Below are 24610 nucleotides of genomic sequence, written 5' to 3'. Positions count from 1 at the left end.
GCTCTAAACTGGCTGTGGCGAGGCACACTCGGTGCGTCGCCGATCGGCTATCTACAGAATTTGCCAGCCACAGGGAGGCACATGGATTCCACTTCGCTCGCCGAACAGAGCTTGTCCACCGAGGACCTGAGCGCGCTGCGACGCGCGAAACACGAGCTGGAAAGCCCCGCGCTGGCGATGAAACTCGCCAGCATCGTCGGTGCGCCGCTTGAAAAGCTGCTCTCGCGCATGCCGGCGATCGCCAACGAAAAGGTCAACGATGCGACGCAGCTTGCGTTGCGCAAGTGCCTGCAGATCGCCCTGCGCACGCTGGGCCGCCAGGACGCCGCGGCGCCGCTTGCGATCCCCGACAAGCCCAGCAACCTGCTGCACAAGTTCGCGGTGGCGACCACCGGCGCGGCCGGCGGCGCGTTCGGCCTGTTTGCGCTGCCGGTGGAATTGCCGGTCACGACCACGCTGATGTTCCGCTCGATCTGCGACATTGCGCGCAGCGAGGGCGAAGATCTGTCGTCAATCGACACGCAGTTGCAATGTCTGACGGTGCTGGGGATGGGTGGCGCCTCGAAAGCCGATGACGACGCCGACTACGGCTACTTCATCATGCGCGGGGCGCTGGCGCAGGCGGTTTCAAAAGCATCCTCGGAAATTGCGACCAAGGGCTTCACCGCGCATGGCTCGGCAGCACTGGTGCGCCTGCTCAACACCATCGCGTCGCGCTTTTCGGTGCAGGTGAGCGAACAGATCGCGGCCAAGTCGATTCCCGCGATAGGCGCGGTGCTGGGGGCGATCGTCAACACCGTGTTTATGGACCACTTCCAGTTGGTCGCTCACGGTCACTTCACCGTGCGGCGGCTCGAGCGGCAATACGGGGCGGAAGCGGTGAAGACCGCCTATCAGACCATCGACATCGCGCTCGACGGCTGAGCGCTGCGCGGGCTCGTGACCTTGCGTACGAAGCCGGCGGCATCGTCGAGCGCGCGTCGCGCTTCCGGGATGAACGGCGTGAAGATCTGCCAGACGTGCGGCATGTTCGGCCACACCTGCAGGTCGACTAACACGCCCTCGGTGCGCGCGTTCTCGGCCACGCGCCGCGAATCGTCCAGCAGCACCTCCGTGCTGCCGGCCTGAATCAGGAGCGGCGGCAGGCCGTGCAAATCGGCGTAGACGGGCGACGCGTACGGGTGCGTCGCGGGCGTATCGCCGAGGTACAGCTTCGCGGCCCGGCCGATGGCGGGACCGCTGAACATCGGGTCAGCCCCGTCGTTAGTGCGAATCGACGCGCCGCTCGCGCCGAGATCGGTCCACGGCGAAAACAGCACGGCGCCCGCCGGCAACGAATCGCCGGCATCGCGCAAGGCGACGAGGGTCGCAAGCGCAAGACCGCCGCCCGCCGAGTCCCCTGAAATCACGATCGATGCGGCCGGGATGCCGCTCGCGAGCAGTTGCCGGTAGGCCGCCAGCGCGTCGTCCAGGGCCGCAGGAAAACGCGCTTCAGGCGCAAGGCGGTAGTCGAGCGAAAACGCAGAGGCGCGCGAGCGCGTCGCCAAGCCAAACACCAACGCGCGATGCGAACTCGGCGAGCAGAAGTAATAACCGCCGCCGTGCAGATACAGAATGGTGGGCGTACTGGGGGCGTCAGCCATGGCGCTGTTGCCGCTGCCATCATTCTTACCACGGTTGTCGCTCAGCGGCTCGAACCATTCTCCGCGCAGCGTTTCGCCGTTCCCGTACTGTTCCCGCAAGCGCCAGCCAGCCGGCACTTTGGGTGACCACGCGCGCTTTGCCGTGAGCGCGCGCGCCCGCTCGACGTTGATCTCGGTCCTTTGGGTGGCCGGTCGAAACTGCCGGCGCAGATACCAGCATGCGAGCGCACTTTGCCAACTCATCGGAAACCCCTCCATGAACGGTCGCCTGTCATGGTACGTGCGTTCGACAATAAAGCCGCTGGACGATCCGTTCTAAACCGCGCGCAACGCTCGCTAGTTGGAAGGCCGCACCTGACCGCGAATTTCTCCCATCGGGTTCTGCGCGGTGTGAATGTTGAAGTACCACTGGCCCGCCATCAGGTCGGTGACCTGCTGGTCGCTCAAGGTAGCTGAACCCTTAATAGGGCTGGCCAATGCACTCTTCTCGATCGGGATCTGAATTTTCGCGTTCTGCCCGACCGGCGCCGGGCCATGAAAGTGAGCCGCCGTGATGGGACTGGACAGGTCCTCGTAGGTGATCGTCCACTGCAAGGCCTTGGTCGATGTGTCGAAGGTGGCATTCAGCATACCGTGCCCGTGACTCACGCGCGGCGGCACTTCACTAGACGGTTCCAGGTCCGCCTTCAATGCCACCGTATCCGCGAAGGCGATCCCCGACGCCAGCGCCCACAACACCACACCCAGGCTCAGTTTCCGAATTGCGATCATATTTTTTCTCTCCGGACTTGGTGCACCGCCGCACCAACGGATAGGCTGCGCGCGGAGCCACCACATACTAGTGCAAATCGCTCGCCGACGTCTGGCTTCCCAGGCCGCACAGCTTGGACCATCCGGTCCGGTCAATGGAAAAGGCACCGCGAACGGTGCCTTTCATACAGCTGCATTCAGACCTCGTTGAGGCCTTAGAAGCGGTGACGGATACCCGTCGACACCACCACCTGGTTGCGGCCGGACGCAGGGGCGTCGGTGCCGAACACTTGCGTGTCGACACCATTGCCACTCGCACCGACCTGCACCACGCCCTCGGCATACAGATCCGTGCGACGCGACAGCGCGTAGCCGCTCTGCAGACCAAACTGGTTCCAGTGGCTCGAACCGTTCGGCGTCGCGCTGGTCCGTTGCAAGGCTTGCGTATAGGTGTAGGCCGCACCGAGCGAGAACGCCGGGGTCAGGTTGTAACGGGCATTGACCTCATAGTTGCTGTAGCGCACCGAGTCATCACCCAGTGCGAACTGGAAGCGGCTTTGCGTGAACACGGCGCCGACCACAGCCGGACCGAACGTGTAGCTGCCGCCGGCACCCCAGGTGCGCTGCTTCGTCGCAGTCCCCGCCACGCCGGTATCCGGCGCGCCGTCCTGAATCGCACCATTGGCGCCGCGGTCGAGACCCTGCGCTTGCAGGTAACCGGCAGCCAGTTTCAGGCCGCCGTTCTCATACCCAGCGCCGACGCTGTACGCGCGGTTGCTGGCGAAACCGCCGGGCTGGTTCGAGAAGCCGTACAGACCGCTAAACGAAAAGCCGTCGTCGTTCACGCTCTGATACTTCACAGAATTGTTGATGCGCAACGAGCCGTTGCCATTGTCGTTGTCGCCGGGATGCGCGAAATACGTCCCGCCCCAGCTTCCGACCGCGCTCAGCGGCCCGAGATAGTCGACCACGGAATCGTACTGACGACCCAGCGTCAACGTGCCGTACGGGGTCGACAAGCCGGCAAACGCCTGGCGGTTGAAACTGCGACCGCTTGCTTCGGCTTGACCGTTGGCGACATTGAAACCGCTTTCCAGGGTGAATACAGCGGCAAGACCGTGGCCCAGATCTTCCTTGCCGCGCATGCCCCAGCGGCTGTCGTCCACATTACCGCTCGTCAGTGCGTAGGCCGGGTTGTGACCCGCACCAGTCGCGCTGGCTTCGTTGTTCACATAGGTGAAACCTGCATCGACGACGCCATACAGCGTCACACTGCTTTGTGCGTAGGCCGCACTCGCGAAGCTCGCGGCGACAGCCGCAAGGATCAGCGTCTTTTTCATGTTGTTCCCTAAATACCGTGTGGATGTTGAGCCTTCAGACTCGTTCGATTGACCGCGAGACAGCAGTCCGAGCGCGGGTAGCCTCACCGCGCCGGCTTTCACCGGACGCTGGTTCGATCTGCAGCGCGAAGTGTGGGGGAGGACTTTCGTGGCGGCCACGGCATCCGCGCAAAAGAGTTTTTGAATTATTCGAAAACTGCGCAGCCAGCTGGCTGCATGCCTTGATCTTCAAGGGGCGCGATTTATCTCGTTTTTTAGTTAGCTTAACTTATCTATTTATAGCGTTGCCCGGCCGCCACAGCGACGGGGTGAAACTATCTGAGGGAGCATTCAGAACGGTCCCGCTCCTGCACATGCCAACCATCGTTAAGATGCGTCACTCAGGAATTCGCTATGCCCGGCACGTCCATCGCCGTGCGTGAGGCAAGGCGTCTGTGTCCCGCTTGAACCGAAATTGAAGATGAACCATTTGCAGGCCATGCGCGTCTTTGTGAAAGTCGCGGAAAATGGTTCGTTCGGCCGCGCCGCGGCGAGTCTGGATCTGTCCAACGCGGTCGTATCCCGCTACGTTGCATTGCTGGAAACGCACCTCAATACCCGGCTGATCAACCGCACCACCCGCAGCCTGTCGCTGACCGAGGCGGGAATCGCGTACGCCCACGGTTGCCGGCAGACGCTCGAACAACTCGATGCAATGGAATCGAGCGTCTCGCAAACTGCGACGGCCCCAACGGGGACACTGAAGCTCGTTGCCGTCGCGTCGTTCTCATTATTTGGTCTGACACCTTTGTTGCAGCGCTATCGCGCGCTTCATCCGCAGGTGAGATTGTCGGTGACTTTGTTGCATCGGCCGGTCGACCTGATCGAGGAGGGATTCGATGTCGGCATCGTGACGCCCGGACAAGTCACCAGCGGCACGTTGATCAAGCGCCCGCTGTACCGGGTTCGAGGCATCGCGGTCGCCTCGCGGGCTTATATCGGCGCGCACGGCCTGCCGGTCAGTCCAGCGAGTCTTGCTGCCCATACGGTACTCGCGTCAGCGGCGAATCTGCCCCATTGCGCCTGGCGTTTTGTCGCTGCAGACGGCCATGAGGAAACGGTGAGTCTCCAGCCCGGGTACGCGGTCAACAATGCCGTGATGCTGCGGCAGGCCGTGCTCGCCGATATGGGTATTGCGATACTGCCGGAGAATCACGTGGTGGCAGATCTCTCGAGTGGAACGCTCGTGCAGGTACTGGCCGGCTATCAGATCAAAGGGGCCGATAAGGAAGTGTCGCTGGTGTATCCGGGCCGCCGGCACGTATCCGCCAAGACCCGCTCGTTCGTGGATTTCACGGTCGACTACTTCCGGGGAGAACCCCTGCCCGCCTTTCCTTCACTATTTCAAAATACTTAATTGCGCAATATGCAGTCAATTAACCCGCATCCGGGCGCTATGCTTCGGGTAGCGAGAAGTGACTCCTTCATCGAAGGATGTCTCCAATCTTTAACGCGGCTTCGGCCGCGTTTTTTTTCGTCTACGCAAGCAAAGCGGCCTGCTCTTCGATGCCATCGAGCATGGCATTGCATTTTCTGGCGAGCGCGAGGCCGTCCGCGCGCAGCACGTCGGGCGTATTGACGGTGATACCGTGCCGGTATTGCTCCAGCGCGGCCAGCAGCGGCGGATACTGCAGCACGCCCGCCGCGCCCGCCACCCGATGATGCCATTCACGCAACTGCGCCACATTCGCGTGATCGAGCAAGGGCGGCAATGCCCGAACATCGTCACGCACGGACGTCACGAACGAATCGAGTAGCGCCTTCACGGTCGACTCGCTGCCCCACAATTGCGTCATATGGCCGAGGTCCACGGGCACGAAGGGCTCAACGGATTCCTCCCCTTGCGGTTCGGCGGCCGGACCTGTACTGCCCGCCGTACCGACCGCTTCGGCTGGCGCGCCGTGGCGCGCGCCGTCCGCGCCAAACCAACGGCTCAGATGGTCGCGCAGGGTTGCGAGACGGGTTGGCTTGACGAGGCAATCGTCCATGCCCGCGTCCCGGCATTGGCTCAGGTCTTCCGGAGCGGTATTGGCGGTAATGCCGAGAATCGGAAGGTGCTCCGCCCCGCCCTGCTGCGCCTCTTCCGTCTCGCGCACACGCCGCGCCAATTCATAGCCGGACAGGTTCGGCATGTGGCAATCGGTGATGAGGCACCCGTAACGGGTTGTCTGCAGCGCGCCAAGCGCCTCCATGCCGTCGTTCACCACGTCGCATGCGAACCCGAGCAATGTCAGTTGGTGACGGATCAATTCCTGATTGACCGGATGGTCCTCCGCAACCAGAATCAACCGGCCGCTTGCGATGGCGCGGTCACGGTCGGGGGGCGTCGCGCCCGTCCCGGCGATCTCCCGCTTGTGCGGCGCGGGCGTCGACAGGCCGGTCAGCGCCGCGGCACAAGCCGCCCCGAGCCCGCGCCAGGAAATCGGATTGATACTAACGCGCACTGTATCGTCCAGAATGCGGTAACCGGTGGGCTTGGGTTTCTCTGTCAGCCAGACCACGCGCGAACCTGAGCGCACGGCGCCCGGTATCTCCTGCCCCTCGCTGAGGAACACTAGATCCGCATCGGCAAGCGCCGCCGGGTCGCTCAACTGCGCGGCGCCCTCGGCGACCCGGTGCAACTCGATGCCGAGCGCCTGGCCGAAATGAACCAGCGCCTGCGCAACGCGGGGATCCGAGACAGCGACAAGCCCGCGCTTGCCACGCAAGCCGCTGACCTTGTAGTGCTGCGCCTCGATCGGCATCACCACCCGAACGGTCATGCGCGTCCCCACGCCCGGGGTGCTCTGCAACTCCAGCGCGCCACCCATCAACGCGATAAGCTTACGGCAGATGGTCAGGCCGAGCCCGGTGCCGCCAAAGCGCCGTGTCGTCGAGGATTCGGCCTGTACGAACGGTTCGAACAGCCGCGCCTGAACCTCGGGCGCGATACCGATGCCGGTGTCCTCGACGCTCATCTCCAGCGTCTGGCTCTGCTGTGTCTGCTCGACTACGCCGACCCGCACGTCGACCTCGCCCGCCAGGGTGAACTTGATCGCATTGCCGAGCAGATTGAAGAGGATCTGCCGCAGTCGCACGCTGTCACCCCGCAAACTGGCCGCTACCTCAGGGGCGATGTCCACGCGTACTTTGAGACCCTTCTCGTGAGCTCGCCCCGCGAGCAGGCCCACCGCGTTGTCGACCAGCTCGCGCAGGTCGATCGGCTCCGACTCGATGCTCAGGCGGCCGGCCTCTATCTTCGAGTAATCGAGCAGGTCATCCAGAATCTGCAGCAGCGCGCCCGCGGACTCATGGATCATGCTGAGCATTTCCCCCTGATCCGCATTCAGGCGCGTGCGTTCGAGCACTTCGACGAGCCCGAGCACACCGTTCATTGGCGTGCGGATCTCGTGGCTCATCATGGCCAGGAAGTCGTCCTTGGCGCGCGAGGCGGCCTCGGCCAGATCGCGGGCGCGCGCCAGTTCCTCGGAGCGGGCATGCTCCGCACTCGCGTCAACCCAATATCCGCTCCACACCACACTACCGGTGGCTTCGCGACGCGGCACCAGTTCGGCCCGTACCCAGCGCACGCCGTCGCACGCGTGGGAGCGAAACTCCATGTGAATCGGCCGTTCGGAGCACGCGGAACGCTCGAGCTCAGCCAGCACGCGTGGCCGGTCATCCGCCCACACGCGCTCGAAGTCGATCTCGCCTAGCTTCATGAGAGCACTGCTATCGCCGCCCAGCAGATTCCTGGTGTCACCGCCGATGTAGGGGAACGAGTAGCGGCCGTGCAAGTCGCGCCGCAATTGAAACACCACCGCCGGCAACGAGCGCGTCACATCGAACAAGCGCCGCTCGTTCTCGCGTGCGTGCATTTCGGCACGCCGGATGTCGGTAATGTCGACCACCGTACCAAGCACACAGGAGGGCTTGCCGTCGACGCCGCGGCACAAGCTGGTCCAGAACAGACCATGCCGCACCTGGCCATTTGTACCCGCGAATTCGAGCTCCAACTGGGAGCGCTCGCCGGTCTTCATCGCTTCCCGGGTAGCGCGTTCCAGCTTATAGCTGTTCGCGGCCCCCCAAACCTGCACTTCCTCGCCCGTCCGACCCAGGATCTGCTCGCGCGGCAAGCCGGAGCTCTCCTCGTAGGCACGATTGATGGCGATATAGCGGCCTTGGAGATCTTTCGCAACGAGCGGATACGGCACCATCTCCATCATGGTCTGCTGGAAAATGAGTTGCGCCGCCAGTTCGCGCTCGGTCTGCTTGCGCAACCGCACCTCGCGCTGCAGCAGCAGGTAAGCGCGCAGCGTCACCACCAGCACTGCGCCGATGCAGATCAGCAAAGGCAGCAGGCGCACGGCCGGCATGCTCCATATGCTGTGCTCGCCGCCATTACCGGTGACCCATTTCTGGCGGATGCGCTGCTTTTCCGCAGGCGGCATAGCCAGCAATGCACGATCGATCAAGCCGGCGAGCGGCGCCAGATCGGAGCGCACGGCAAAGCTCAACGAATCGGATTCGCCGACCGTGCCGAGAATCTTCAGCTCGCCCTTGTAGTGCTGCTCCAACTCGAGATCGATGGCAGCGACATTGCCTACCAGCACATCCGCCTTGCCGCGCGCCACCAGATCTAGCGCCTGCTGGAGGTTAGGGGAAACAGTCACATCCCCGGCCGGAATGCTATAAGAAGCGAACGGAACCGAACCGGCTGTATGGGCGGATACGGCTATGCGACGTGCAGCGAAATCGTTCAGACTGCGCGCGGCGGGCTCGTCCTCCCGTCCCACAATCACGAGCGGATAGGTTTCGTACGGGCGGGTATGCACCGCGTTGTTTAGGCGCGGATCGCTGCGCGCCGCAGTCGCCAGAACCGCGAGATCGCCGTGCTGAAACGCACCAAGGGTGGCGGGCCAATCGGCAATCGGCGCACGGGTGAACTGGATGCCGAGCGTACGGCTCAGATAGTCGAGGTATTCGGCGGTAATGCCGCTCGGGCGACCCGCCTCGTCGAGGTAGCTGAACGGCGGCCAGCCGCTGTCGAAGCCCACGGTGATGGGCGGCAGCGAACGCAACCATGCCTGCTCCGCGGGAGTGAGCACGAGACGCCGTGCCGTGTAGATAGAGGGCGAATCGAAGTTGGCGCCGAGCCAGCGCGCCCGGATAGCGGCTTCGTCAGCCGGATACATGGCGGCAAGCGCGCGGTCGAGCCGATCGCGCAGCGCGGCGCGCTCACGCGGCACCGCGAAGCGCAGTTCGCTGGGGCTGCTTTCTTCGAAAGCAATCCGCAGCCCGCCGAATTCTTCGCTCGCAAGCGCGTATTGAACCGTGGGTGTGAATCCCAGGTACGCGTCGGCGTGGCCCTGCACCACCGCACGCAGGGCCGAGGCGGTGTCCGGGAAAGCCGCGATCTGCGCACGCGGGAAACGCTCACGCAGCACTCGCTCGAGCGCATAACCCTTTTCGATGGCGAGCCGGGCGTTGGCAAGCTGCGTGACATCCTGCACGGTCTTGTCGTTGGCCTTGACGACCGCGGAGGTCGTGGCCCAGAAATAGGGTGCCGTGAAGCTAAGACTGTGCTCGCGCTCCGGGGTGCGTGCGATGCTCATCAACACATCGACCTTGCCGGCGGCGACCGCCGCAAGCAGTTGCGGCATATCGGAAAAGATCCGGGGTTCGAGGACCACATCGGGACCGACGAGGGTACGCAGATAGTCCGCGCTCAAGCCGGTCAGGCGACCATCGACTACCTCCTCGAAGGGCGCCCATCCACCGGCGAGCGTGCCGACGACGAGCTTCGCCGGCACCGTCCCGCTCGCCTGCTTCGCCACGCCGCCCGATGGATTGGCCGCCAGCGCAAACGGCGCGGCGAACAGCATGAGCAGCACCACGGCGATCCGCCACAGAGGCCGCAATACCTTGAGTCCAATCCGGAAGCGAAGCGCGCTCATGACGGGCTCGCAGGATCCTGCGAGCGAGCGGAGATCAGGCGAGCTCACCTTGCTCCTCCCTCGCGCCTCCACGCTTTGCACTCGGCTTGCCCCACAAGCGCGCGTACAAAACGCCTGCGGCGATGGCGCCCGTCAGTGGCGCGGCCCAGAACAGCCAAAGCTGATCGAGCGCCCAGTCGCCGACGAACAACGCCGGGCCGGTGGAGCGTGCCGGATTGACCGCCCCATTGGTAACAGGCAGTGCAATCAGATAAATCAACGCCAGGCAGATGCCTTTGACCAGGGGCGAAACGGAACGGGAGACGCTTTTGCGCGACATCAGCAAATTCACCATCACCAGCGCGAAAGACATCAGTAGCTCGATCACAAGCGCCGAATGGAGCTGATAGTCTGCAGGGGAATGGTCGCCGAAGCCGTTGGCGGCGAACTCGCTCGCCGCCAGATCGAACCCCGGGCGCCCGCTAGCCACGTAGGCGAGCAGTGCAGTGCCGACCAGCGCCCCACCAATCTGCGCGGCGATGTACGGCGCCAGATCGCGAATCGGGAAGCGGTTGGCAATGGCGTACCCGACCGTCACGATGGGGTTGAAGTGCGCGCCTGACAGGCGTTCCAGCGAATAGGTCGCGATAGCGAGTGCGAGCCCGAAGGCAAGCGCCACCCGGAGCGCACCAAAGCCGGGTTGCCCGGCCGATGGACTCAGTACGATGCTGCCGCAGCCCACGAACACCAGCCACGCCGTGCCCGCACATTCGACCGCTAACCGCTTGCTCAAGCTCATCATTGCGCCCCTCACTCTCCGAGTCACACGGTGCGAAAGCGCGCCTTGGGCGCCGGCCCGCTGCCATGCAGATTTCTGAATCAAATTTGCATGCCGAATCGTTTTTTCGTGAAAGGTTTGCCGAAACCGCCCATGAATCGCATGCCACACACAAGTATGGAATGGCGACGCAGCCCCACTAATCAGACGATTCCTAAATCAGCGAAGCCACCCGACAGCTCACAAGAACTTCTCTCACAGGCATTCAGGTCAACCCTATCTGCTGGGCGTATTTAATGAGGGCAGTTTCTGAATCGAGCCCAAGCTTGCGCATGGCACTGCGCTTTTGCGTGCTAATGGTCTTGCCGCTGCGGTTGAGCAGCACGGCAATCTCAGAGATGGACCTGCCCTGTATATAAAGGCAGAACACCTCCCACTCCCGCGCACTCAGAATCCCAGCGCGTGGACGTGGGAAAGAACCCGTTTCAGCGAAGGCGGCCTGCACGCTGACTGACAGATAGTTGCGTCCCGCCACGGCGGCGTTGATCGCATCAGGCAGTGCGTCGACCGTGTCGCGCTTGTCGACGATGGCCGACACGCCCAGGTGCAGCAAACCCGACAAGGTGGGCGGATGGCAGATCATGGTCAGCACCACCACGCGCGGATGCGGCGCGTGGCGCAAGACGCGCCGCAGGATCGGCGTGGCGTTACTGAGGCCGTCGATATCCGGCATGCCGATGTCGGAGACCACCACATCGCAAGGGCAGGTATCGAGCAGCTCGGCGAGCGTTTGCGTGTCCGAAGCCTCGCCGACCACCGACAGGTAAGGCTCGCTTTCCAGCAGATGCCGCACGCCGAGGCGCACGCAGGCGTGGTCGTCAGCCACGATGACTCGAATAGTCGAATTCATATTGTTGTAGGGGTATTGACTGCCCCTCCGTGCACACTGTGCATCCCCCGGAGCGGTCAGCCATGTTTCTTACCGTCGCGCTGGCTCACTGCACGCGACGACGTACCGGATCAGCGCCGGCTGTGCGAAGTGTCTTCGGGCAGCACGCCGTATTCGACGGCAAACTTGAATAGCTCGGAGTCGCTCTTCAGCCCGAGCTTGCGCATGGCGGCGCACTTCTGCGAGCTGATCGTCTTGACGCTGCGGGCAAACCGCCTGGCGATCTCCGTCACGCCTATGCCCGACGCATATAGGGCGAGCACATCCAGTTCACGCGGCGTCAGCATTTCGCGTACGAACTCGAGCCGGCGTGCCTGAGCCGCGTCGGCGATCAACGCGCGCACCGCTGGGCTGACATAGCGCTCACGCGCCAGCGCGCTCACAACCGCCACATGGATGAGGTCGATCCGGTCACGCTTGCTCAAGAGCGCTTCGACTCCCAGCGAGAGTACCTTCTGCAGCGCGCTGGCGTCGGTCTCCATGGTCAGCACCACGAGCGCCACTTGTGGATAACGCTTGCGGAACTGCCTCAGGCTGGCGAAGCAGTCGCCTTCAAGTTTGCCGGGCATGTGCAGGTCCATCACGGCAAGATCGCATTCGACGCGATCGGCTTCTGCAAACAGCTCGTCGGTATCCGAAGCTCGACCGACAACCTCCATATTTGGAAAACCGGACATCAGGTTTTCAACGGCCAACAGGACAAGCGGATGATCGTCCGCAATGATGGTTCTAACGGGTGTGCTTGTGTCGGCGCTTTCGTACATTGTTTCTGGCTCTCCCGGTTTCTCGGTTCCCGGTCGCTCTCTCTAGCGGAACAACTGGCCCAGCGGCGAGCATCAAACATTTGCCATGGCACAAACATAAGATTGCTCCGAAATGCCAATCGATCATCACCTCTACAAGCATTTTATTTAGCTATCCGACTTAATTATCAGACTACCCCGTGCGCTCTGACATAGGCAAACAAACCAGGGTCGTTGGCGACGCCAAGCTTTGCCATCGCAATGCGCTTCTGTCGGCTGACGGTGCGAGCATCGCGCCCTAGCGCACGTGCGATTTCAGATATCGACTTACCTTGTGAGAACAATCCGATAACCTCGGATTCTCGCGACGACAGATGACTTATTCGCCATGTGCCATCCGATTCACTTTTGAGTTCGGCAAGCGCTTCGAGAATGGAGCCGCTAATGAATACGCGGCCGTCTGCGGCGCAGCGGATTGCCGCGATCAGTTCAGTCATCGCTTCGGTCTTGTTGAGTATGCCTACAGCGCCGTCCGACACGACCGACCTCAGGATGGCCGTGTTCGTCAGACCGGTCAGCACCACCACGCGTAGTGCCGGCCATTCATCGCGGATGCGGCGGATGAGGTGCAAGCCGTCGCCCATGGCGCCGCGCACCTCGGGCATGGTCAGATCGGTGACGAGCACATCGCAGGGGACGCTGCGCAGCAGATCGATCAGGCTCGTGGGGCCCGTCGCCTCCCCGGCAATCAGGATGTCGCGATGTGCGGAAAGTGCAGAACGGACTCCGAGCAGAACGAAGGGATGATCGTCTGCCAGGATGACTCGAAGGTTCACCATGGTTATCTCTCGATTGTTGTATGTGTATACGCGTCACCCATTTCGATGCAACGCTGTCAGGCGTGCCGCTCGCCCGGCCCGGCTCACGGCATCGAAATGGCGCGGCGGGCGCCTCCATAAAATCACTCGGTTAAAGAATTTTTAATCGGAGCTTTCCGAATCAAATCATCCTGTCGAGAATCGCCTTTCAACCATAAGGATTACAGAGTTTATTTGTCGGAATTTCAGAACATCCCTCGAATCCCTCTTACGTATTTCCCCGCTTAAGGTTCACACCGCACCGGTGTGCGTCGCACGGCAGGCGCACCGGCTGAGACGGCACGCGGAAACACCGGCAACGCGATCAACGCACATGCACTGCCCACCGCCCACACCAACGGCCACGAGCCGACCGAGAGCAGCAGCGGAATGGCCAGCGGCGTCACGAACAGCGTCAGGAAGGCAAACGTATTGCCCATCGCCAGCGCGGTGCCGGCGCGACGCGTGCCGGCAAGCGTTGCCAGTTCGGTAAACGCCACGCCGTGCCAAGCCGAGGCGCTCACGCCACCAAGGACGACAAGGCCGGCGAACACCATCGTCAGTGCCGCGTGATGCGCGCCACTCGCAGCCGTCACCAGCGCCAGCAGTGCAAACAGCGCGGCGCTCAGCAGACTGCAGCCCCGCATATACGCGCGCCGGTTGCCGCGCTGGTCGGTCCAACGACCGCTCCAGACCCGGGCGACCGCCGCGCCGGTTTGCACCGCCGCCATCGTCGCGCTAATCAGCACGACGCCGGCGTGACTGAAGTCATGCAGGAACACCGTCGCGAAGGTCACCACCGCGAGTTGCGGGACACATAGTGCGCCGATCCCCAGCGCGACCCGCCACACACGGGCATCGCTCAATGGGCCGGAGTTCGCGCCCGATGCGGCGAGATCGGCAGCACTGCGTTGACTATCGGAATGTTCCAGGAGCGACGGCTCATGCAACCAGCGCCACGCAAACGCCGCCGTCACCGCGCATAGCAGCGCCAGCACGCCATACACGCTGGCAAAGCCGAAGTGCGACGCGAGCGCCGGCAACATCAGCGCCCCGAGACCGCCGCCGGCGGGCACCGCTGTCTGTCGGATGCTCATGGCTAGACCGCGCTCGCCTTCGCGGAACCACGCCATCACTGCGCGGCCGCTCGAACCATTCACGCTGCCGCCCAGCAAGCCGACCAGCAACAGGCCAAGCGCCAGCGTCGCAAGACCGGGCACATAGGCGTCGCTCGGCACGACGAACAGCGCCATGCCCGCGAGCGCCGCAGCGGTAGCACCGAGGCCGAGCAGCAAAACGCGCCGGTCGCCCCAACGGTCAGTCAGAAGACCCCAAGGCAATTCGCTGAGTGCGATGCCGAGCCCGAGCATGCCAAGCACCAGCCCGAGACCGCTATTGCCGACGTGGTAACCGGAGCGCAAAAACACCGCGGTCGTCGGGATGCCGGAGAACGCCGCCGAAAAGCTGGCGTTGGCGGCAAAGCCGACCCCCAGCACCTTCCAGCGGTGATTGGCGCCGCGGGTTCGGTGTGTCTGTACAGCTCGTAAAGATTCACTTCTCATGATGACCTCAGCATTGATGAACTGAGGCGATCGTAAAGCTGGACGAGTCATCGGAAAAGCCGGAAAATTAGATCACTTCCATCGGAGATTCCGAATCATGAGCTGGCGTGGATTCGATTTGAGCCAATTGCGCACCTTCGTCGCGGTCGCCGAGGCCGGCAGCGTCTCGGCTGGCTCCGAGCGGGTGTTCCTGTCGCAATCGTCGGTAAGCGAGCAGTTGAAGAAGCTGGAGGAGCGCGTGGGCCAGCCGTTGTTCGTGCGCAGCAAGCAAGGCGTCTCCGCCACGCATGCCGGCGCCCGGCTGCTCGAGCACGCACGCCGCATCCTCGCCATGAGCGAAGCGGCCTTCGAAGACCTGCAAGGCCATTCGCTCGACGGCGAACTGCGCATCGCGATCACCGATTACTACCGTCCGCACGATATTGCCCGCATTCTAAAAACGTTCTCAGAGCAATATCCGCGGCTAAAGCTGCACGTCACGGTGCTGCCCAGCGCGGTCATCGACGAGAGCGCCGGCGGCGACGCGGCCTTCGACATCGGTTTGTCGTTGCGCCTCATGACGCCGCAGCCCAAGCGCGGCGCCACCGGCAGCGCACGCGACAAAGGCATCGTCGTGCGCCGCGAGAAGCTGCTTTGGGCGATCGCGACCGACGCGAATCCAGGCCTGAGCCAACCGTTTCCACTCGTGCTGCTGCCGTCCAGCTGTCAGTTGCAGCGCTTTGTGGTCAAGCTGCTCGACGAACACAAGGTGCCGTACCTGATCGCGCACTCCGCGTCCGGTGTCGCGGGTTTGCAGCTTGCGCTGAAGGCGGGGCTCGGCATCGGCTGCCTGAATGAATCGTCGATCGGCCCCGGGGTGGTTGCGTGTGGAGCGAGCGTGGGATTGCCGGCGCTGCCCCCGGTGGAGTTTCACCTGTTGGCGGGACGCTCCGGCGAAAGCGAGCGCGTCACCAATGCGCGTGCCGCTTTGGTGCGGCTCTTTAGTTGACGTACTACGCTGCAACCGCTCGCGCGCTGCCGCCACTCGTGCGCGCCTGAACCGTCGCCGGTGAGCGCACGGCGGGCGCCCCGCCCGACCCGGTACGGAACACCGCCACCGCCGCCGTCAAGCGGCGCGCCTGATCTTCCAGCGAGCTGGCCGCAGCGGCGGCCTGCTCGACCAGCGCCGCGTTCTGCTGGGTCACTTCATCCATCTGCGCGACCGCGAGATTGACCTGATCGATACCCGTGCTCTGCTCCGTCGCCGCCGCGGCGATCTCGCTCATGATCGCGCTCACCCGAACGATCGCGTCGACGATCTCGGTCATCGTCGTGCCCGAGCGTTCGACCAGTTGTGCGCCAGTCTGCACGCGCGCATTCGAATCGTCGATCATCGTCTTGATCTCTTTGGCAGCGCCGGCGCTACGCTGTGCCAGCGAGCGCACTTCGCTCGCCACCACCGCGAAGCCGCGGCCCTGCTCGCCCGCGCGGGCCGCTTCGACGGCCGCGTTGAGCGCGAGAATGTTGGTCTGGAACGCAATGCCTTCGATCACGCCGACGATATCGGCAATCCGGCGCGAATCGTCGACCATGTGATTCATCGTGCCCACCACCTGCTGGGTCAGCTCGCCGCCCTGCGCGGCGAGGGTCGAAGCGCCTTGCGCGAGTGAACTCGCCTGCTTGGCGTTCTCGGCCGTTTGCTTGACGGTGGAGGTCAGTTGTTCGATGCTTGCCGCAGTCTCTTCTAGCGAAGCGGCTTGTTCTTCGGTGCGCTGCGACAGGTCGGCGTTGCCGGCGGCGATTTCGCTGACGCCCGTGTCGATCGATTCAGTACCTTGTCGGACCGTGTTCACGGTCGAGATCAGCGAGTCCTGCATCTTGCGCAGCGCGGCGGCAAGCTTGCCCATTTCGTTGTCGCTGACGACTTCGATGCGCCCGGTCAGGTCCCCCTCGGCGATTCGCTCAAACTGGCCGATGGTCGCATCCACCGGGTCGACGATCGCATGCACCAACACCATCCGCCCCAGCCACGAAAACACCAGCGCCAGCACCATCCCCACGCCAACCGCGACGCTGATCGCAAAGAAACGATCCTGGGCGTCCTGATAGCGCTGCGCGCCATGGCTCAGTTGCAGTTGCTCCAGAGCGAGCATCGACTTTTCGTAGGTGTTGTAGAGCGAGGGTAGCTTGTGCGCCTGCAATTGCTGGAAGGTCGGCTTGTCGCCCGACTTGAGCGCGGCCATCGCCGGATCGACGCCCTCGTGCAGGAAGATGTCGCGCTTGTCCTGCATGTCCTTGATGAGGCGCTGCTCTTCGTCATCCGAACCGGCGCGGCTCAGATAGTGAGCAAGGCGATCGTTCGAGACTTTCAGATACTGGTCGAAGCGCTGCAGAACCGCCGTTGCGCCGTCCTGATCGTTCAAGTCGACAAGCGATGCGTAGGTGGCCAGCGCGAGGCGCAGACGCAGCAACTGGCCGGCGCTACCCTCTAGGTCGGCCACCGCGGGGGTATCCACCGTATACATCTGTTGCAGCGAGTCGTTACTGGCGCGTAGCGACAGCAACCCCGCCGCCGCCCCGATCAGCAATACGACACCGAAAAAGGCAATCATCAAGCTCAGGCAGGCGCGGATCGACAACTTGTTCAACATGGGCAGGTCTCCAATGGGCTTACCCGCCGGGGATCGAGGAAGACCTCCGGCAGGCGTGCTGCGCCCAAGCCCACTGGCCAGGTTCGCAACTTGTTTAAAAATTAAGCGAACGCCACATGGAATGGTCTACGGCTATCTGGCCGAAAACTTTATGGTACTGGTCAGACAAATTGCATTACCGCCTCGCCTGATTACTCGTTGCCTGCTCGCCTGGGTCAGCCAGCTACCATCTTTTCGCGAGCCCACGCCACCGCGGCGCGCGCCGGAGCGATGCCGGTTGCACGAACGCGCTCGGCCAGTTCGAAGACGCGCGGACCGATTTGCGCGACTTCGGCGAGCACCGCCAGCTCTTCGCCCGAACCCTGATATTCCCGCACGCAACTAATGATGCCGCCTGCGTTCACGAGGAAGTCGGGTGCGTAGAAAATGCCGCGCTGATGCAGCACGTCGCCTTCGGCCAGCGAAATCAGCTGGTTGTTTGCGCCGCCCGCCACCACCTTGAAACGGCACTGCGCCGCGACCGCTTCGGTGATCGAGCCGCCCAGCGCACAAGGCGCGAAGACGTCCGCTTCGACGCCGGTGATCTCCGTTGTGCCGACCACGCGCGCATTGAAGAGCTGCTGGGCACGCGCCGTTTTGGCGGCGTCGATGTCCGACACGATCAGTTGCGCACCCGCCTGATGCAGACGCTCGCACAGGTCCCAGCCTACCGAGCCGAGACCCTGCACCGCCACCGAGACGCCGTCGAGCGACTTGCGCCCAAGCGCGGCTTCCACGGCCGCCAGCAGGCCGACGAACACGCCGTAGGCGGTACGCGGCGACGGGTTGCCGCCGTACACGTCGTTGGCGCGCGGAATGCCGCTCACATAGCCGGTCTCGCTTTGCACGGCGCGCATGTCGTCGGCGGTCGTGCCAACGTCCTCGGCCGTGATGTAGATGCCCGCCAGCGATTGCACCAGCCGGCCGAACGCCTTGAACAGCGCGCTGCGGTCGAGCACCTCCGGGCGGCGCAGGATCACGGCCTTGCCGCCGCCGAACGGCAGATCGGCGAGCGCGTTCTTGAACGCCATGCCTTGCGACAGACGCAGCGCGTCGTTGTAAGCCTCATGGTCCGATGCGTATTGCCAGAAACGGCAGCCGCCGAATGCGGGGCCGCGCGCCGTGCTGTAGACGGCAACGATGGCTTGCAGGCCGGAGGCGGCATCCGTGGCGAGGACGATGCGTTCGTGCGCGGGTTCGCCGTGCAGTCCAAAGAGCGTGCCGGCGGCAGTGGTCGTCAGTCGGTCCATCAGTATTCCTTCCTTGTGGGCGGAGAGTTCGTCATCCGCGCGAAGCGATGGCTTCGCGCCTGGCCGCATGCAGACCGGATCGCGGCAGCATGCGGAGGTCGGGCGAGGCGCAAGACTCTGTGGTTCGAACGCGCCTCGACGGCAAGAGTGTATGCGGCCAAATCTGGGGATTTCTTCTGTTTATCTGGCATCATGCGAGCCACTGCAGAAGCTTTGGCTGCCATTTACCATTTATAAAGATGAATCGTCTCCCCGCTCGCAACGTGCTGGGAGCCTCCTGGAGGACGACATGAAGCTCGACGCGATCGACCAGCGGATCCTGCGCGAACTGCGCAGCGATGGACGCCTGTCCAACGCCAAACTGGCCGAGCGCGTCGGCCTGTCGGCCACGCCGTGCTGGAACCGGGTGCGCGCGCTGGAGGAAGCAGGCGTGATCGAAGGCTATGCGGCGCTGCTCAACCAGAAGGCGCTGGGGCTGCCCGACACCGTCATCATCGAAGTGACGCTCGACAAGCACGACGAACGCACGCTGGAGCGCTTCGGCGAAGCGCTCGCGGATCTGCCGGAAGTGGTCGAAGCCTTCCTCGTCTCCGGCGAGTACGACTATCTGATCAAGGTTGCGGTGGCCGGAACCGAAGGGTACGAGTCGTTCCTGCGGCGCAAGCTTTACCGCTTGCCCGGCTTTCAGAACAGCCGCTCGATCTTTGCGCTGCGGTGTCTGAAACGCTCGGTGTCGGTCGAGCCCTGAGGGGTTTTCCCGGGGTGTTGGGATGACGCGGGTGCAGCAAAATGCTGCACGCATGTCCCGACTCCCGTGCATCAAAAGCCGACCGTTGCGGCAGGGTAAAACGCTGATTCGAACTGGTGCACGCCATGCACCAGGATGCGCTAGAGGGTTTAGTCTAGTTTCGGCGTTTGCAAAATCGCGCTTTCTTTCGGCGTGTTATAAGCGCGATACCCTGTCGACCGTGAAGGTAGCTACGGATACCTAAACACGGCTGACTTTTTGCAATCCAATCAGTCAGTTGCCTTGATGTCAGTGAGGCAGCAGACCGATGGGCGGGGATCGAGCAATGCTTTAGGCATGCCTTCTGCTTAGGGTGCCGTCGCCTCAAACCAGCGCGCTGCCGACACAATCGGTGTTGCATGCTGATGGGACTTTCGATAACGAATGTTGCGCGTCAACGGCAAAACACTTGCCGGACAACGCGCATGACTGCTGGGCGCACGGCTCGTGCGCCGATACGCAGGTCGTCCATGGTTGTGGCTTCAACGACAGGAAGGATCGTAAGTGAAACGTATGCAGCACGCCGCATCCCCCAATCGCTTCGCGTCAGACTTTGCGCGGCGCCATCTTTCTCCAGACATCCCATTCCTCACCCGACGTCCACACCTGCTCGCAGGCCGCGACGCGTTGCCGCCTGATCTCAGGTGAGCTGCGTCGTGCTGCGACGTCGTACTTTTCTCTCCGCCGCCGGCCGCGTTGTTCCGCGGGGCGCGGTTTTCTCTTGAACCTCTTCTTCCGAAACAGGCCATGAAACTGTCGCAATCCCTTACCGCGGTGCTCTCAGCGATCACATTCACCTTTGCCGGCGCAGCGTCGGCGGTCACGGTGCCACCGGGCACCTCGCTCGCCGCCAAGCAGGAATTGACCCGACAGGTGCCGACCGAAGTCGAATCGCTCGACCCGGCGCATATCGAATCGTGGACCGGCAACACCATCGGCCTCGATCTGTTCGAGGGACTCACCCGGGTCGGCGCCTCCGGCGCGATCGTGCCGGGCGTGGCGGAGTCGTGGACGCGCACGGCGCCCGACACCTGGGTGTTCAAGCTGCGTCATGACGCGAAGTGGAGCAATGGCGAGCCTGTCACGGCTGCCGATTTCGTCTATTCGTGGCAGCGCGTGCTCGATCCGAAGACCGGTTCGAAATACACGATCCTGGTGGAATTCGTGAAGAACGCGAAAGCGATCATCGCCGGCAAGGCGCCGCTCACGTCGCTCGGCGCACGGGCGGTCGATCCGTACACGCTCGAAGTGAAGACCGAAGTGCCCGCCGCATTCTTCCCCGAACTGACGGCCATGCCGACCATGGCGCCGGTGAACAAAGCCGTGGTGGCCAAGTTTGGCGACAGCTGGACGCGGCCGGGCAACATGGTCAGCAATGGCCCGTACACGCTGACCGACTGGGAACCGAACAACCGCATCGTGATGGTCAAGAACGCGAAATACTGGAACGCGCCGCAGGTAGTGATCGCGAAGGTCACCTACGTACCTGTTGAAAGCGACGAGACGGCGATGCGCATGTACCAGTCCGGCCAGATCGACTACACGTATTCGATCCCGTCTGGCATCTACGCCCAGGTCAGCAAGCAGTTCGGCAAGGAACTCCAGACCGGCGTGCAACTTGCCACCTACTTCTATAGCCTGAACAACAGCGACCCCGCGTTCCACGACCCGCGCGTGCGCCTCGCGCTCTCCATGGTGATCGACCGCGACCTGCTCACCTCGAAGCTCACCCAGGCAGGCGAGTTGCCGATGTACGGCCTGATCTCCAAAGGCACCAAAGGCGCCGCCGTCTACACCCCCGACTGGGCGAGCTGGCCGATGCCCAAGCGCGTCGACTACGCACGCGGTCTGCTGAAGGCAGCCGGTTATTCGGATGCGAAACCGCTCGCCTTCACGCTCACGTACAACACCAACGATCTGCACAAGAAGGTGGCGCTGTTCTCGACCTCGGAATGGCGCACCAAGCTGGGGGTGAACGCGAAGCTGGAGAACGTCGAGTACAAGGTGCTGCTGAGCGAGCGCCATGCGGGCAAGGTGCAGGCCTCGCGCGATGGCTGGTTCGTCGACTATAACGACGCGATGTCGTACTTTGACCAGTTGCGCTGCGGCAGCATGCAGAACGACCAGCAGTTCTGCGATCCGAAGGTCGATGCACTGGTCGATCAGGCCAACGCGCAACTCGACGACCAGAAGCGCACTGCCTTGCTCACCCAGGCGCACAATCTGGCCATGAGCGAAACGCCGCTGGTCCCGCTGTTCCAGTACTCGGCAGACCGGCTCGTGAAGCCATACGTGGGCGGCTACCTGCCGACCAACTATGTCGACCAGCGTGCCTCGCAGGACATGTACCTGCTGGCGCACTAAGCCCCGATCACTGACCGCTGAATGTTGAAGTAACGGAATCCGCCATGCTCGCCTATGCGCTGCGCCGCACCTTATGGGTCATCCCGACCGTTCTTGCCGTGATTACGGTGTGCTATCTGATGTTGCACGCGACGCCAGGCGGTCCGTTCGACACTGAAAAGCACCTGTCCGCGGCCACCCTCGCGAACCTCAATGCGAAATATCATCTCGACCAGCCGCTCTGGAAGCAGTACCTGCTGTATCTGAACGCACTGCTGCATGGCGACCTCGGGCCGTCGGTCCGCTATGTCGACTGGTCCGTCAACGATCTGGTCAGCAAGGCGCTGCCGGTCAGTCTTGGCGTGGGCGGTCTCTCGGTGCCGATCGCGCTGGTGATCGGCGTGCTGCTCGGTACGGCCGCCGCAGTGCGCCGCGACGGCATTACCGATCGCATCGTGATGCTGCTCGGCAACGTCGGCAATGTGATTCCGCCGTTCGTGCTGGGGCCGGTTCTGGTGTGGGTGTTTGCGATCCTGCTCAAGCGTTCAGACGGGCATGGCTGGCTGCCGGCAGGCGGCTGGGGCGACGGCGGCTGGCACTACCGCGTGCTGCCGATGGCGTTGCTGGTGATCATCAACGTCTCGTCGATTGCACGGGTGATGCGCGGCAGCATGATCGAAGTGCTGTCGGGCAACTTCATCCGCACGGCGCGCGCCAAGGGCCTGCCCGGTCATGTGATTGTTCTGCGCCACGCGCTCAAACCCGCGTTGATGCCGGTGGTGTCGCTGCTCGGCTCGATCTGCATTTCGTCGATTACCGCCGCCGTGGTGACCGAATCGGTGTTCGCGCTGCCGGGTCTCGGGCAACTGGTGGTGGACGGCGCCATCAACCGCGACTACACACTGGTGCTCGGGCTCGTGGTGCTCACCACCGTGGCGGCCGTCGTGTTCAACCTGCTTGTCGATCTGGCGTACGCGTGGCTCGACCCGCGCATCCGTTACTGAGCTCCCGCTTATGGAACCCAGTTACGGAACCCGCTTCGATCATCGAACTTTGCTAGAGACGCCATGAACACCTCCCCTTCCGCCGCTGCGACCACGGCTAGCGCCAACGCCCCGCGGCGCTCGCGCAGTCCGCTCGAGCTTGCCTTCAGACAGTTTCTGCGCAACCGCGCCGCGCTCGCGAGCCTGGTGATTCTCGGGCTCATCATCATTGCCTGTTTTGCGGGCCCGCTGCTCCTCTCCAACGACCCCGCCGCCAACGACTGGGGCGCGATCAGCATGGCGCCCACGCTGCAGGGCCAGCACTGGTTCGGCACCGACGAGCTGGGCCGCGACCTGCTGGTGCGCACGCTAGCCGGCGGACGCGTGTCGCTCGAGGTCGGGCTGCTCGGCACGCTGGTGTCCGGCCTGATCGGCGTCGCCTGGGGCGCCACGGCCGGCTATATCGGCGGACGCACCGACGCGGTGATGATGCGAATCGTCGACATGATGTATGCGATTCCCTACATGCTGATCGCCATCCTGATGATGACGCTGCTCGGCCGCGCCTTCTACCTGGTGGTGCTGACGATCAGCGCGTTCTCGTGGCTCGACATGGCGCGGGTGGTGCGCGGCCAGACGCTGTCGCTGCGGACCCGCGAGTTCATCGATGCGGCGCGCGCTACCGGCGTGAAAACGCCAGGGATCATCCTGCGGCATATCGTGCCGAACCTGCTCGGCGTGGTGGTGGTGTACGCGACGGTCACCGTGCCGGGCATCGTGCTGACCGAATCCGTGCTGTCGTTTCTCGGCCTGGGCGTGCAGGAGCCGATGACGAGCTGGGGTGTGCTGATCAACGACGGCGCGCAAAAACTGGAATCGATGCCGTGGCTGCTGTTGTGCCCGGCGGTGATGCTATGCGTCACGCTGTACTGCGTGAACTTTGTAGGCGACGGGCTGCGCGACGCGCTCGATACCAAGGAGCGGTGAGATGGCGTTGCTCGAAGTAAAAGACCTGGGGGTGCGCTTCACACGGCGCGACGCCTCGCCCGTGGATGCCGTGCAACGCGTGTCGTTCACGCTCGAAAAAGGCAAGACGTTGGGGATTGTCGGCGAATCCGGCTCGGGTAAAAGCCAGACGGTGATGGCGCTGCTCGGACTGCTGCCGGGCAACGGCCAGACCTCCGGCGAAGCGCTCTACGCGGGACGCAACCTGTTGACGCTGAGCCAGCGCGAACTGAACCAGATTCGCGGCGATCGCATCGGCATGGTGTTTCAGGACCCGATGACCTCGCTCAATCCGTTTCTGACGGTGGAGCGGCAGATGACCGAGGCGCTGCAGATGCATCGCGGCGTGTCGCGGCGCGACGCACGCCGCCAAGCCATCGAAGCGCTGCAGCGCGTGTGGATTCCGGACGCGGCGCGACGCATCGATCGCTATCCGCATGAGTTCTCCGGCGGCATGCGCCAACGGGTGACGATTGCCACGGCGCTCTTGACCGAACCCGAAATTCTGATTGCCGACGAACCGACTACCGCGCTCGACGTGACGGTGCAGGCCCAGATTATCGAATTGCTGCGCGAGCTGAATCGCGATCTCGGTACAGCGATCATCCTGATCACGCATGACATGGGCGTAGTGGCAGGACTCGCCGACGACGTGATGGTGATGTATGCGGGCCGCACCGTGGAGCGCGCGAGTGCGCAGGCGCTCTTCGAGCACCCGACTCATCCTTATACGCGTGGGCTGCTCGATGCGTTGCCGCGGCTCGACGACGATGGGATGCATGACATCGACGCGCCGCTGCGCACGATTGCGGGCAACCCGCCGGCGCCGGGCGAGGCGATCACAGGCTGTGCGTTCGCGCCGCGCTGCGCGCTGGCGCGGGAACGCTGTCATGGCACGCGGCCTGAGCTGGAACCGATCACAGGTGTGACGGACGGCTGGCGCGCTTGTTTGAGGCCGGTCGCGGAGATTGAGGAGGTGGTGCGGTGAGTGATACGG

Annotated in this window: 19 protein-coding genes; 8 read left to right on the top strand and 11 right to left on the bottom strand. The window is 63.4% G+C overall.

Features of this window, described 5'->3' with window-relative positions; genetic code table 11:
* Positions 1-81 precede the first annotated feature (81 nt).
* Positions 82-924: an EcsC family protein gene (locus BLQ92_RS13440; RefSeq protein ID WP_090684989.1), complete on the top strand. Its 843-nt coding sequence runs from the start codon at positions 82-84 to the stop codon at positions 922-924.
* Here the strand turns inward: BLQ92_RS13440 and BLQ92_RS13435 are convergent.
* From BLQ92_RS13435 to BLQ92_RS13425, 3 genes are all read right to left on the bottom strand, one after another.
* Positions 894-1886 (bottom strand): alpha/beta hydrolase, encoded by a 993-nt coding sequence (locus BLQ92_RS13435; RefSeq protein ID WP_090684988.1) that lies wholly within the window; start codon positions 1884-1886, stop codon positions 894-896. The genes BLQ92_RS13440 and BLQ92_RS13435 overlap by 31 nt on opposite strands.
* Positions 1887-1979: 93 nt before the next feature.
* Entirely contained in the window at positions 1980-2414 is a 435-nt protein-coding gene (locus BLQ92_RS13430) for a CHRD domain-containing protein (RefSeq protein ID WP_090684987.1), read from the bottom strand.
* Between the two features lie 194 nt (positions 2415-2608).
* Positions 2609-3733, bottom strand: a complete 1125-nt coding sequence (locus BLQ92_RS13425; RefSeq protein ID WP_090684986.1) for a porin — start codon at positions 3731-3733, stop codon at positions 2609-2611.
* 460 nt (positions 3734-4193) lie between these two features.
* Between BLQ92_RS13425 and BLQ92_RS13420 the strand changes: the two genes are divergently transcribed.
* A complete protein-coding gene (locus BLQ92_RS13420) occupies positions 4194-5129 on the top strand; it encodes a LysR family transcriptional regulator (RefSeq protein ID WP_090684985.1) in 936 nt (311 codons plus the stop codon).
* A gap of 121 nt (positions 5130-5250) precedes the next feature.
* Here the strand turns inward: BLQ92_RS13420 and BLQ92_RS13415 are convergent, their stop codons facing one another.
* From BLQ92_RS13415 to BLQ92_RS13390, 6 genes are all read right to left on the bottom strand, one after another.
* A complete protein-coding gene (locus BLQ92_RS13415; protein WP_090684984.1) occupies positions 5251-9708 on the bottom strand; it encodes an ATP-binding protein in 4458 nt (1485 codons plus the stop codon).
* 34 nt (positions 9709-9742) lie between these two features.
* On the bottom strand, positions 9743-10489 hold the full coding sequence (aqpZ, locus tag BLQ92_RS13410) for an aquaporin Z (protein ID WP_090684983.1): 747 nt from the start codon (positions 10487-10489) through the stop codon (positions 9743-9745).
* A 241-nt stretch (positions 10490-10730) separates the two neighbouring features.
* A complete protein-coding gene (locus BLQ92_RS13405; protein ID WP_090684982.1) occupies positions 10731-11375 on the bottom strand; it encodes a response regulator in 645 nt (214 codons plus the stop codon).
* A 110-nt stretch (positions 11376-11485) separates the two neighbouring features.
* Entirely contained in the window at positions 11486-12178 is a 693-nt protein-coding gene (locus BLQ92_RS13400; protein ID WP_090684981.1) for a response regulator, read from the bottom strand.
* 167 nt (positions 12179-12345) lie between these two features.
* Positions 12346-12996: a response regulator gene (locus BLQ92_RS13395; protein WP_175772031.1), complete on the bottom strand. Its 651-nt coding sequence runs from the start codon at positions 12994-12996 to the stop codon at positions 12346-12348.
* A 263-nt stretch (positions 12997-13259) separates the two neighbouring features.
* Positions 13260-14576 (bottom strand): MFS transporter, encoded by a 1317-nt coding sequence (locus BLQ92_RS13390; RefSeq protein WP_090684980.1) that lies wholly within the window; start codon positions 14574-14576, stop codon positions 13260-13262.
* Positions 14577-14673: 97 nt separating this feature from the next.
* On the opposite strand from BLQ92_RS13390, the gene BLQ92_RS13385 reads away from it, so the two are divergent.
* Positions 14674-15564: a LysR family transcriptional regulator gene (locus tag BLQ92_RS13385; protein ID WP_090684979.1), complete on the top strand. Its 891-nt coding sequence runs from the start codon at positions 14674-14676 to the stop codon at positions 15562-15564.
* Positions 15565-15568: 4 nt separating this feature from the next.
* Here the strand turns inward: BLQ92_RS13385 and BLQ92_RS13380 are convergent, their stop codons facing one another.
* The gene (locus tag BLQ92_RS13380; RefSeq protein ID WP_090684978.1) at positions 15569-17206 is read right to left on the bottom strand and encodes a methyl-accepting chemotaxis protein; all 1638 of its coding nucleotides are present in this window, start codon (positions 17204-17206) and stop codon (positions 15569-15571) included.
* A 215-nt stretch (positions 17207-17421) separates the two neighbouring features.
* A complete protein-coding gene (locus tag BLQ92_RS13375; protein WP_090684977.1) occupies positions 17422-18495 on the bottom strand; it encodes a Leu/Phe/Val dehydrogenase in 1074 nt (357 codons plus the stop codon).
* A gap of 289 nt (positions 18496-18784) precedes the next feature.
* Here BLQ92_RS13375 and BLQ92_RS13370 point away from each other — a divergent pair, with 289 nt between their 5' ends.
* The 5 genes from BLQ92_RS13370 (at position 18785) to BLQ92_RS13350 (ending at position 24601) form a co-directional block, all read left to right on the top strand.
* Positions 18785-19243 carry an Lrp/AsnC family transcriptional regulator gene (locus tag BLQ92_RS13370; RefSeq protein ID WP_090684976.1) on the top strand — a complete coding sequence of 153 codons (459 nt, stop codon included), beginning with the start codon at positions 18785-18787 and terminating at the stop codon, positions 19241-19243.
* 786 nt (positions 19244-20029) lie between these two features.
* Complete coding sequence (locus BLQ92_RS13365) at positions 20030-21646, top strand: peptide ABC transporter substrate-binding protein (protein ID WP_090684975.1); 1617 nt, start codon at positions 20030-20032, stop codon at positions 21644-21646.
* Between the two features lie 44 nt (positions 21647-21690).
* The gene (locus BLQ92_RS13360; protein ID WP_090684974.1) at positions 21691-22629 is read left to right on the top strand and encodes an ABC transporter permease subunit; all 939 of its coding nucleotides are present in this window, start codon (positions 21691-21693) and stop codon (positions 22627-22629) included.
* Positions 22630-22692: 63 nt separating this feature from the next.
* Entirely contained in the window at positions 22693-23595 is a 903-nt protein-coding gene (locus tag BLQ92_RS13355) for an ABC transporter permease (RefSeq protein ID WP_090684973.1), read from the top strand.
* A 1-nt stretch (position 23596) separates the two neighbouring features.
* Complete coding sequence (locus BLQ92_RS13350) at positions 23597-24601, top strand: ABC transporter ATP-binding protein (RefSeq protein ID WP_090684972.1); 1005 nt, start codon at positions 23597-23599, stop codon at positions 24599-24601.
* The last annotated feature ends 9 nt before the right edge of the window (positions 24602-24610 follow it).

The sequence above is a fragment of the Paraburkholderia phenazinium genome (assembly GCF_900100735.1).
Taxonomy (GTDB): Bacteria; Pseudomonadota; Gammaproteobacteria; order Burkholderiales; family Burkholderiaceae; genus Paraburkholderia; species Paraburkholderia phenazinia.
This window is presented reverse-complemented; position numbering and strand designations above follow the sequence as displayed.

What these genes read in the sequence shown, in the direction of transcription:
- BLQ92_RS13375 (WP_090684977.1), bottom strand. Translation starts at nt 18,495, where the DNA reads ATGGACCGACTGACGACCACTGCCGCCGGCACGCTCTTTGGACTGCAC.
- BLQ92_RS13425 (WP_090684986.1), bottom strand. Translation starts at nt 3,733, where the DNA reads ATGAAAAAGACGCTGATCCTTGCGGCTGTCGCCGCGAGCTTCGCGAGT.
- aqpZ (WP_090684983.1), bottom strand. Translation starts at nt 10,489, where the DNA reads ATGATGAGCTTGAGCAAGCGGTTAGCGGTCGAATGTGCGGGCACGGCG.
- BLQ92_RS13365 (WP_090684975.1), top strand. Translation starts at nt 20,030, where the DNA reads ATGAAACTGTCGCAATCCCTTACCGCGGTGCTCTCAGCGATCACATTC.
- BLQ92_RS13400 (WP_090684981.1), bottom strand. Translation starts at nt 12,178, where the DNA reads ATGTACGAAAGCGCCGACACAAGCACACCCGTTAGAACCATCATTGCG.
- BLQ92_RS13385 (WP_090684979.1), top strand. Translation starts at nt 14,674, where the DNA reads ATGAGCTGGCGTGGATTCGATTTGAGCCAATTGCGCACCTTCGTCGCG.
- BLQ92_RS13415 (WP_090684984.1), bottom strand. Translation starts at nt 9,708, where the DNA reads ATGAGCGCGCTTCGCTTCCGGATTGGACTCAAGGTATTGCGGCCTCTG.
- BLQ92_RS13430 (WP_090684987.1), bottom strand. Translation starts at nt 2,414, where the DNA reads ATGATCGCAATTCGGAAACTGAGCCTGGGTGTGGTGTTGTGGGCGCTG.
- BLQ92_RS13395 (WP_175772031.1), bottom strand. Translation starts at nt 12,996, where the DNA reads ATGGTGAACCTTCGAGTCATCCTGGCAGACGATCATCCCTTCGTTCTG.
- BLQ92_RS13370 (WP_090684976.1), top strand. Translation starts at nt 18,785, where the DNA reads ATGAAGCTCGACGCGATCGACCAGCGGATCCTGCGCGAACTGCGCAGC.
- BLQ92_RS13355 (WP_090684973.1), top strand. Translation starts at nt 22,693, where the DNA reads ATGAACACCTCCCCTTCCGCCGCTGCGACCACGGCTAGCGCCAACGCC.
- BLQ92_RS13360 (WP_090684974.1), top strand. Translation starts at nt 21,691, where the DNA reads ATGCTCGCCTATGCGCTGCGCCGCACCTTATGGGTCATCCCGACCGTT.
- BLQ92_RS13435 (WP_090684988.1), bottom strand. Translation starts at nt 1,886, where the DNA reads ATGAGTTGGCAAAGTGCGCTCGCATGCTGGTATCTGCGCCGGCAGTTT.
- BLQ92_RS13390 (WP_090684980.1), bottom strand. Translation starts at nt 14,576, where the DNA reads ATGAGAAGTGAATCTTTACGAGCTGTACAGACACACCGAACCCGCGGC.
- BLQ92_RS13420 (WP_090684985.1), top strand. Translation starts at nt 4,194, where the DNA reads ATGAACCATTTGCAGGCCATGCGCGTCTTTGTGAAAGTCGCGGAAAAT.
- BLQ92_RS13405 (WP_090684982.1), bottom strand. Translation starts at nt 11,375, where the DNA reads ATGAATTCGACTATTCGAGTCATCGTGGCTGACGACCACGCCTGCGTG.
- BLQ92_RS13380 (WP_090684978.1), bottom strand. Translation starts at nt 17,206, where the DNA reads ATGTTGAACAAGTTGTCGATCCGCGCCTGCCTGAGCTTGATGATTGCC.
- BLQ92_RS13440 (WP_090684989.1), top strand. Translation starts at nt 82, where the DNA reads ATGGATTCCACTTCGCTCGCCGAACAGAGCTTGTCCACCGAGGACCTG.
- BLQ92_RS13350 (WP_090684972.1), top strand. Translation starts at nt 23,597, where the DNA reads ATGGCGTTGCTCGAAGTAAAAGACCTGGGGGTGCGCTTCACACGGCGC.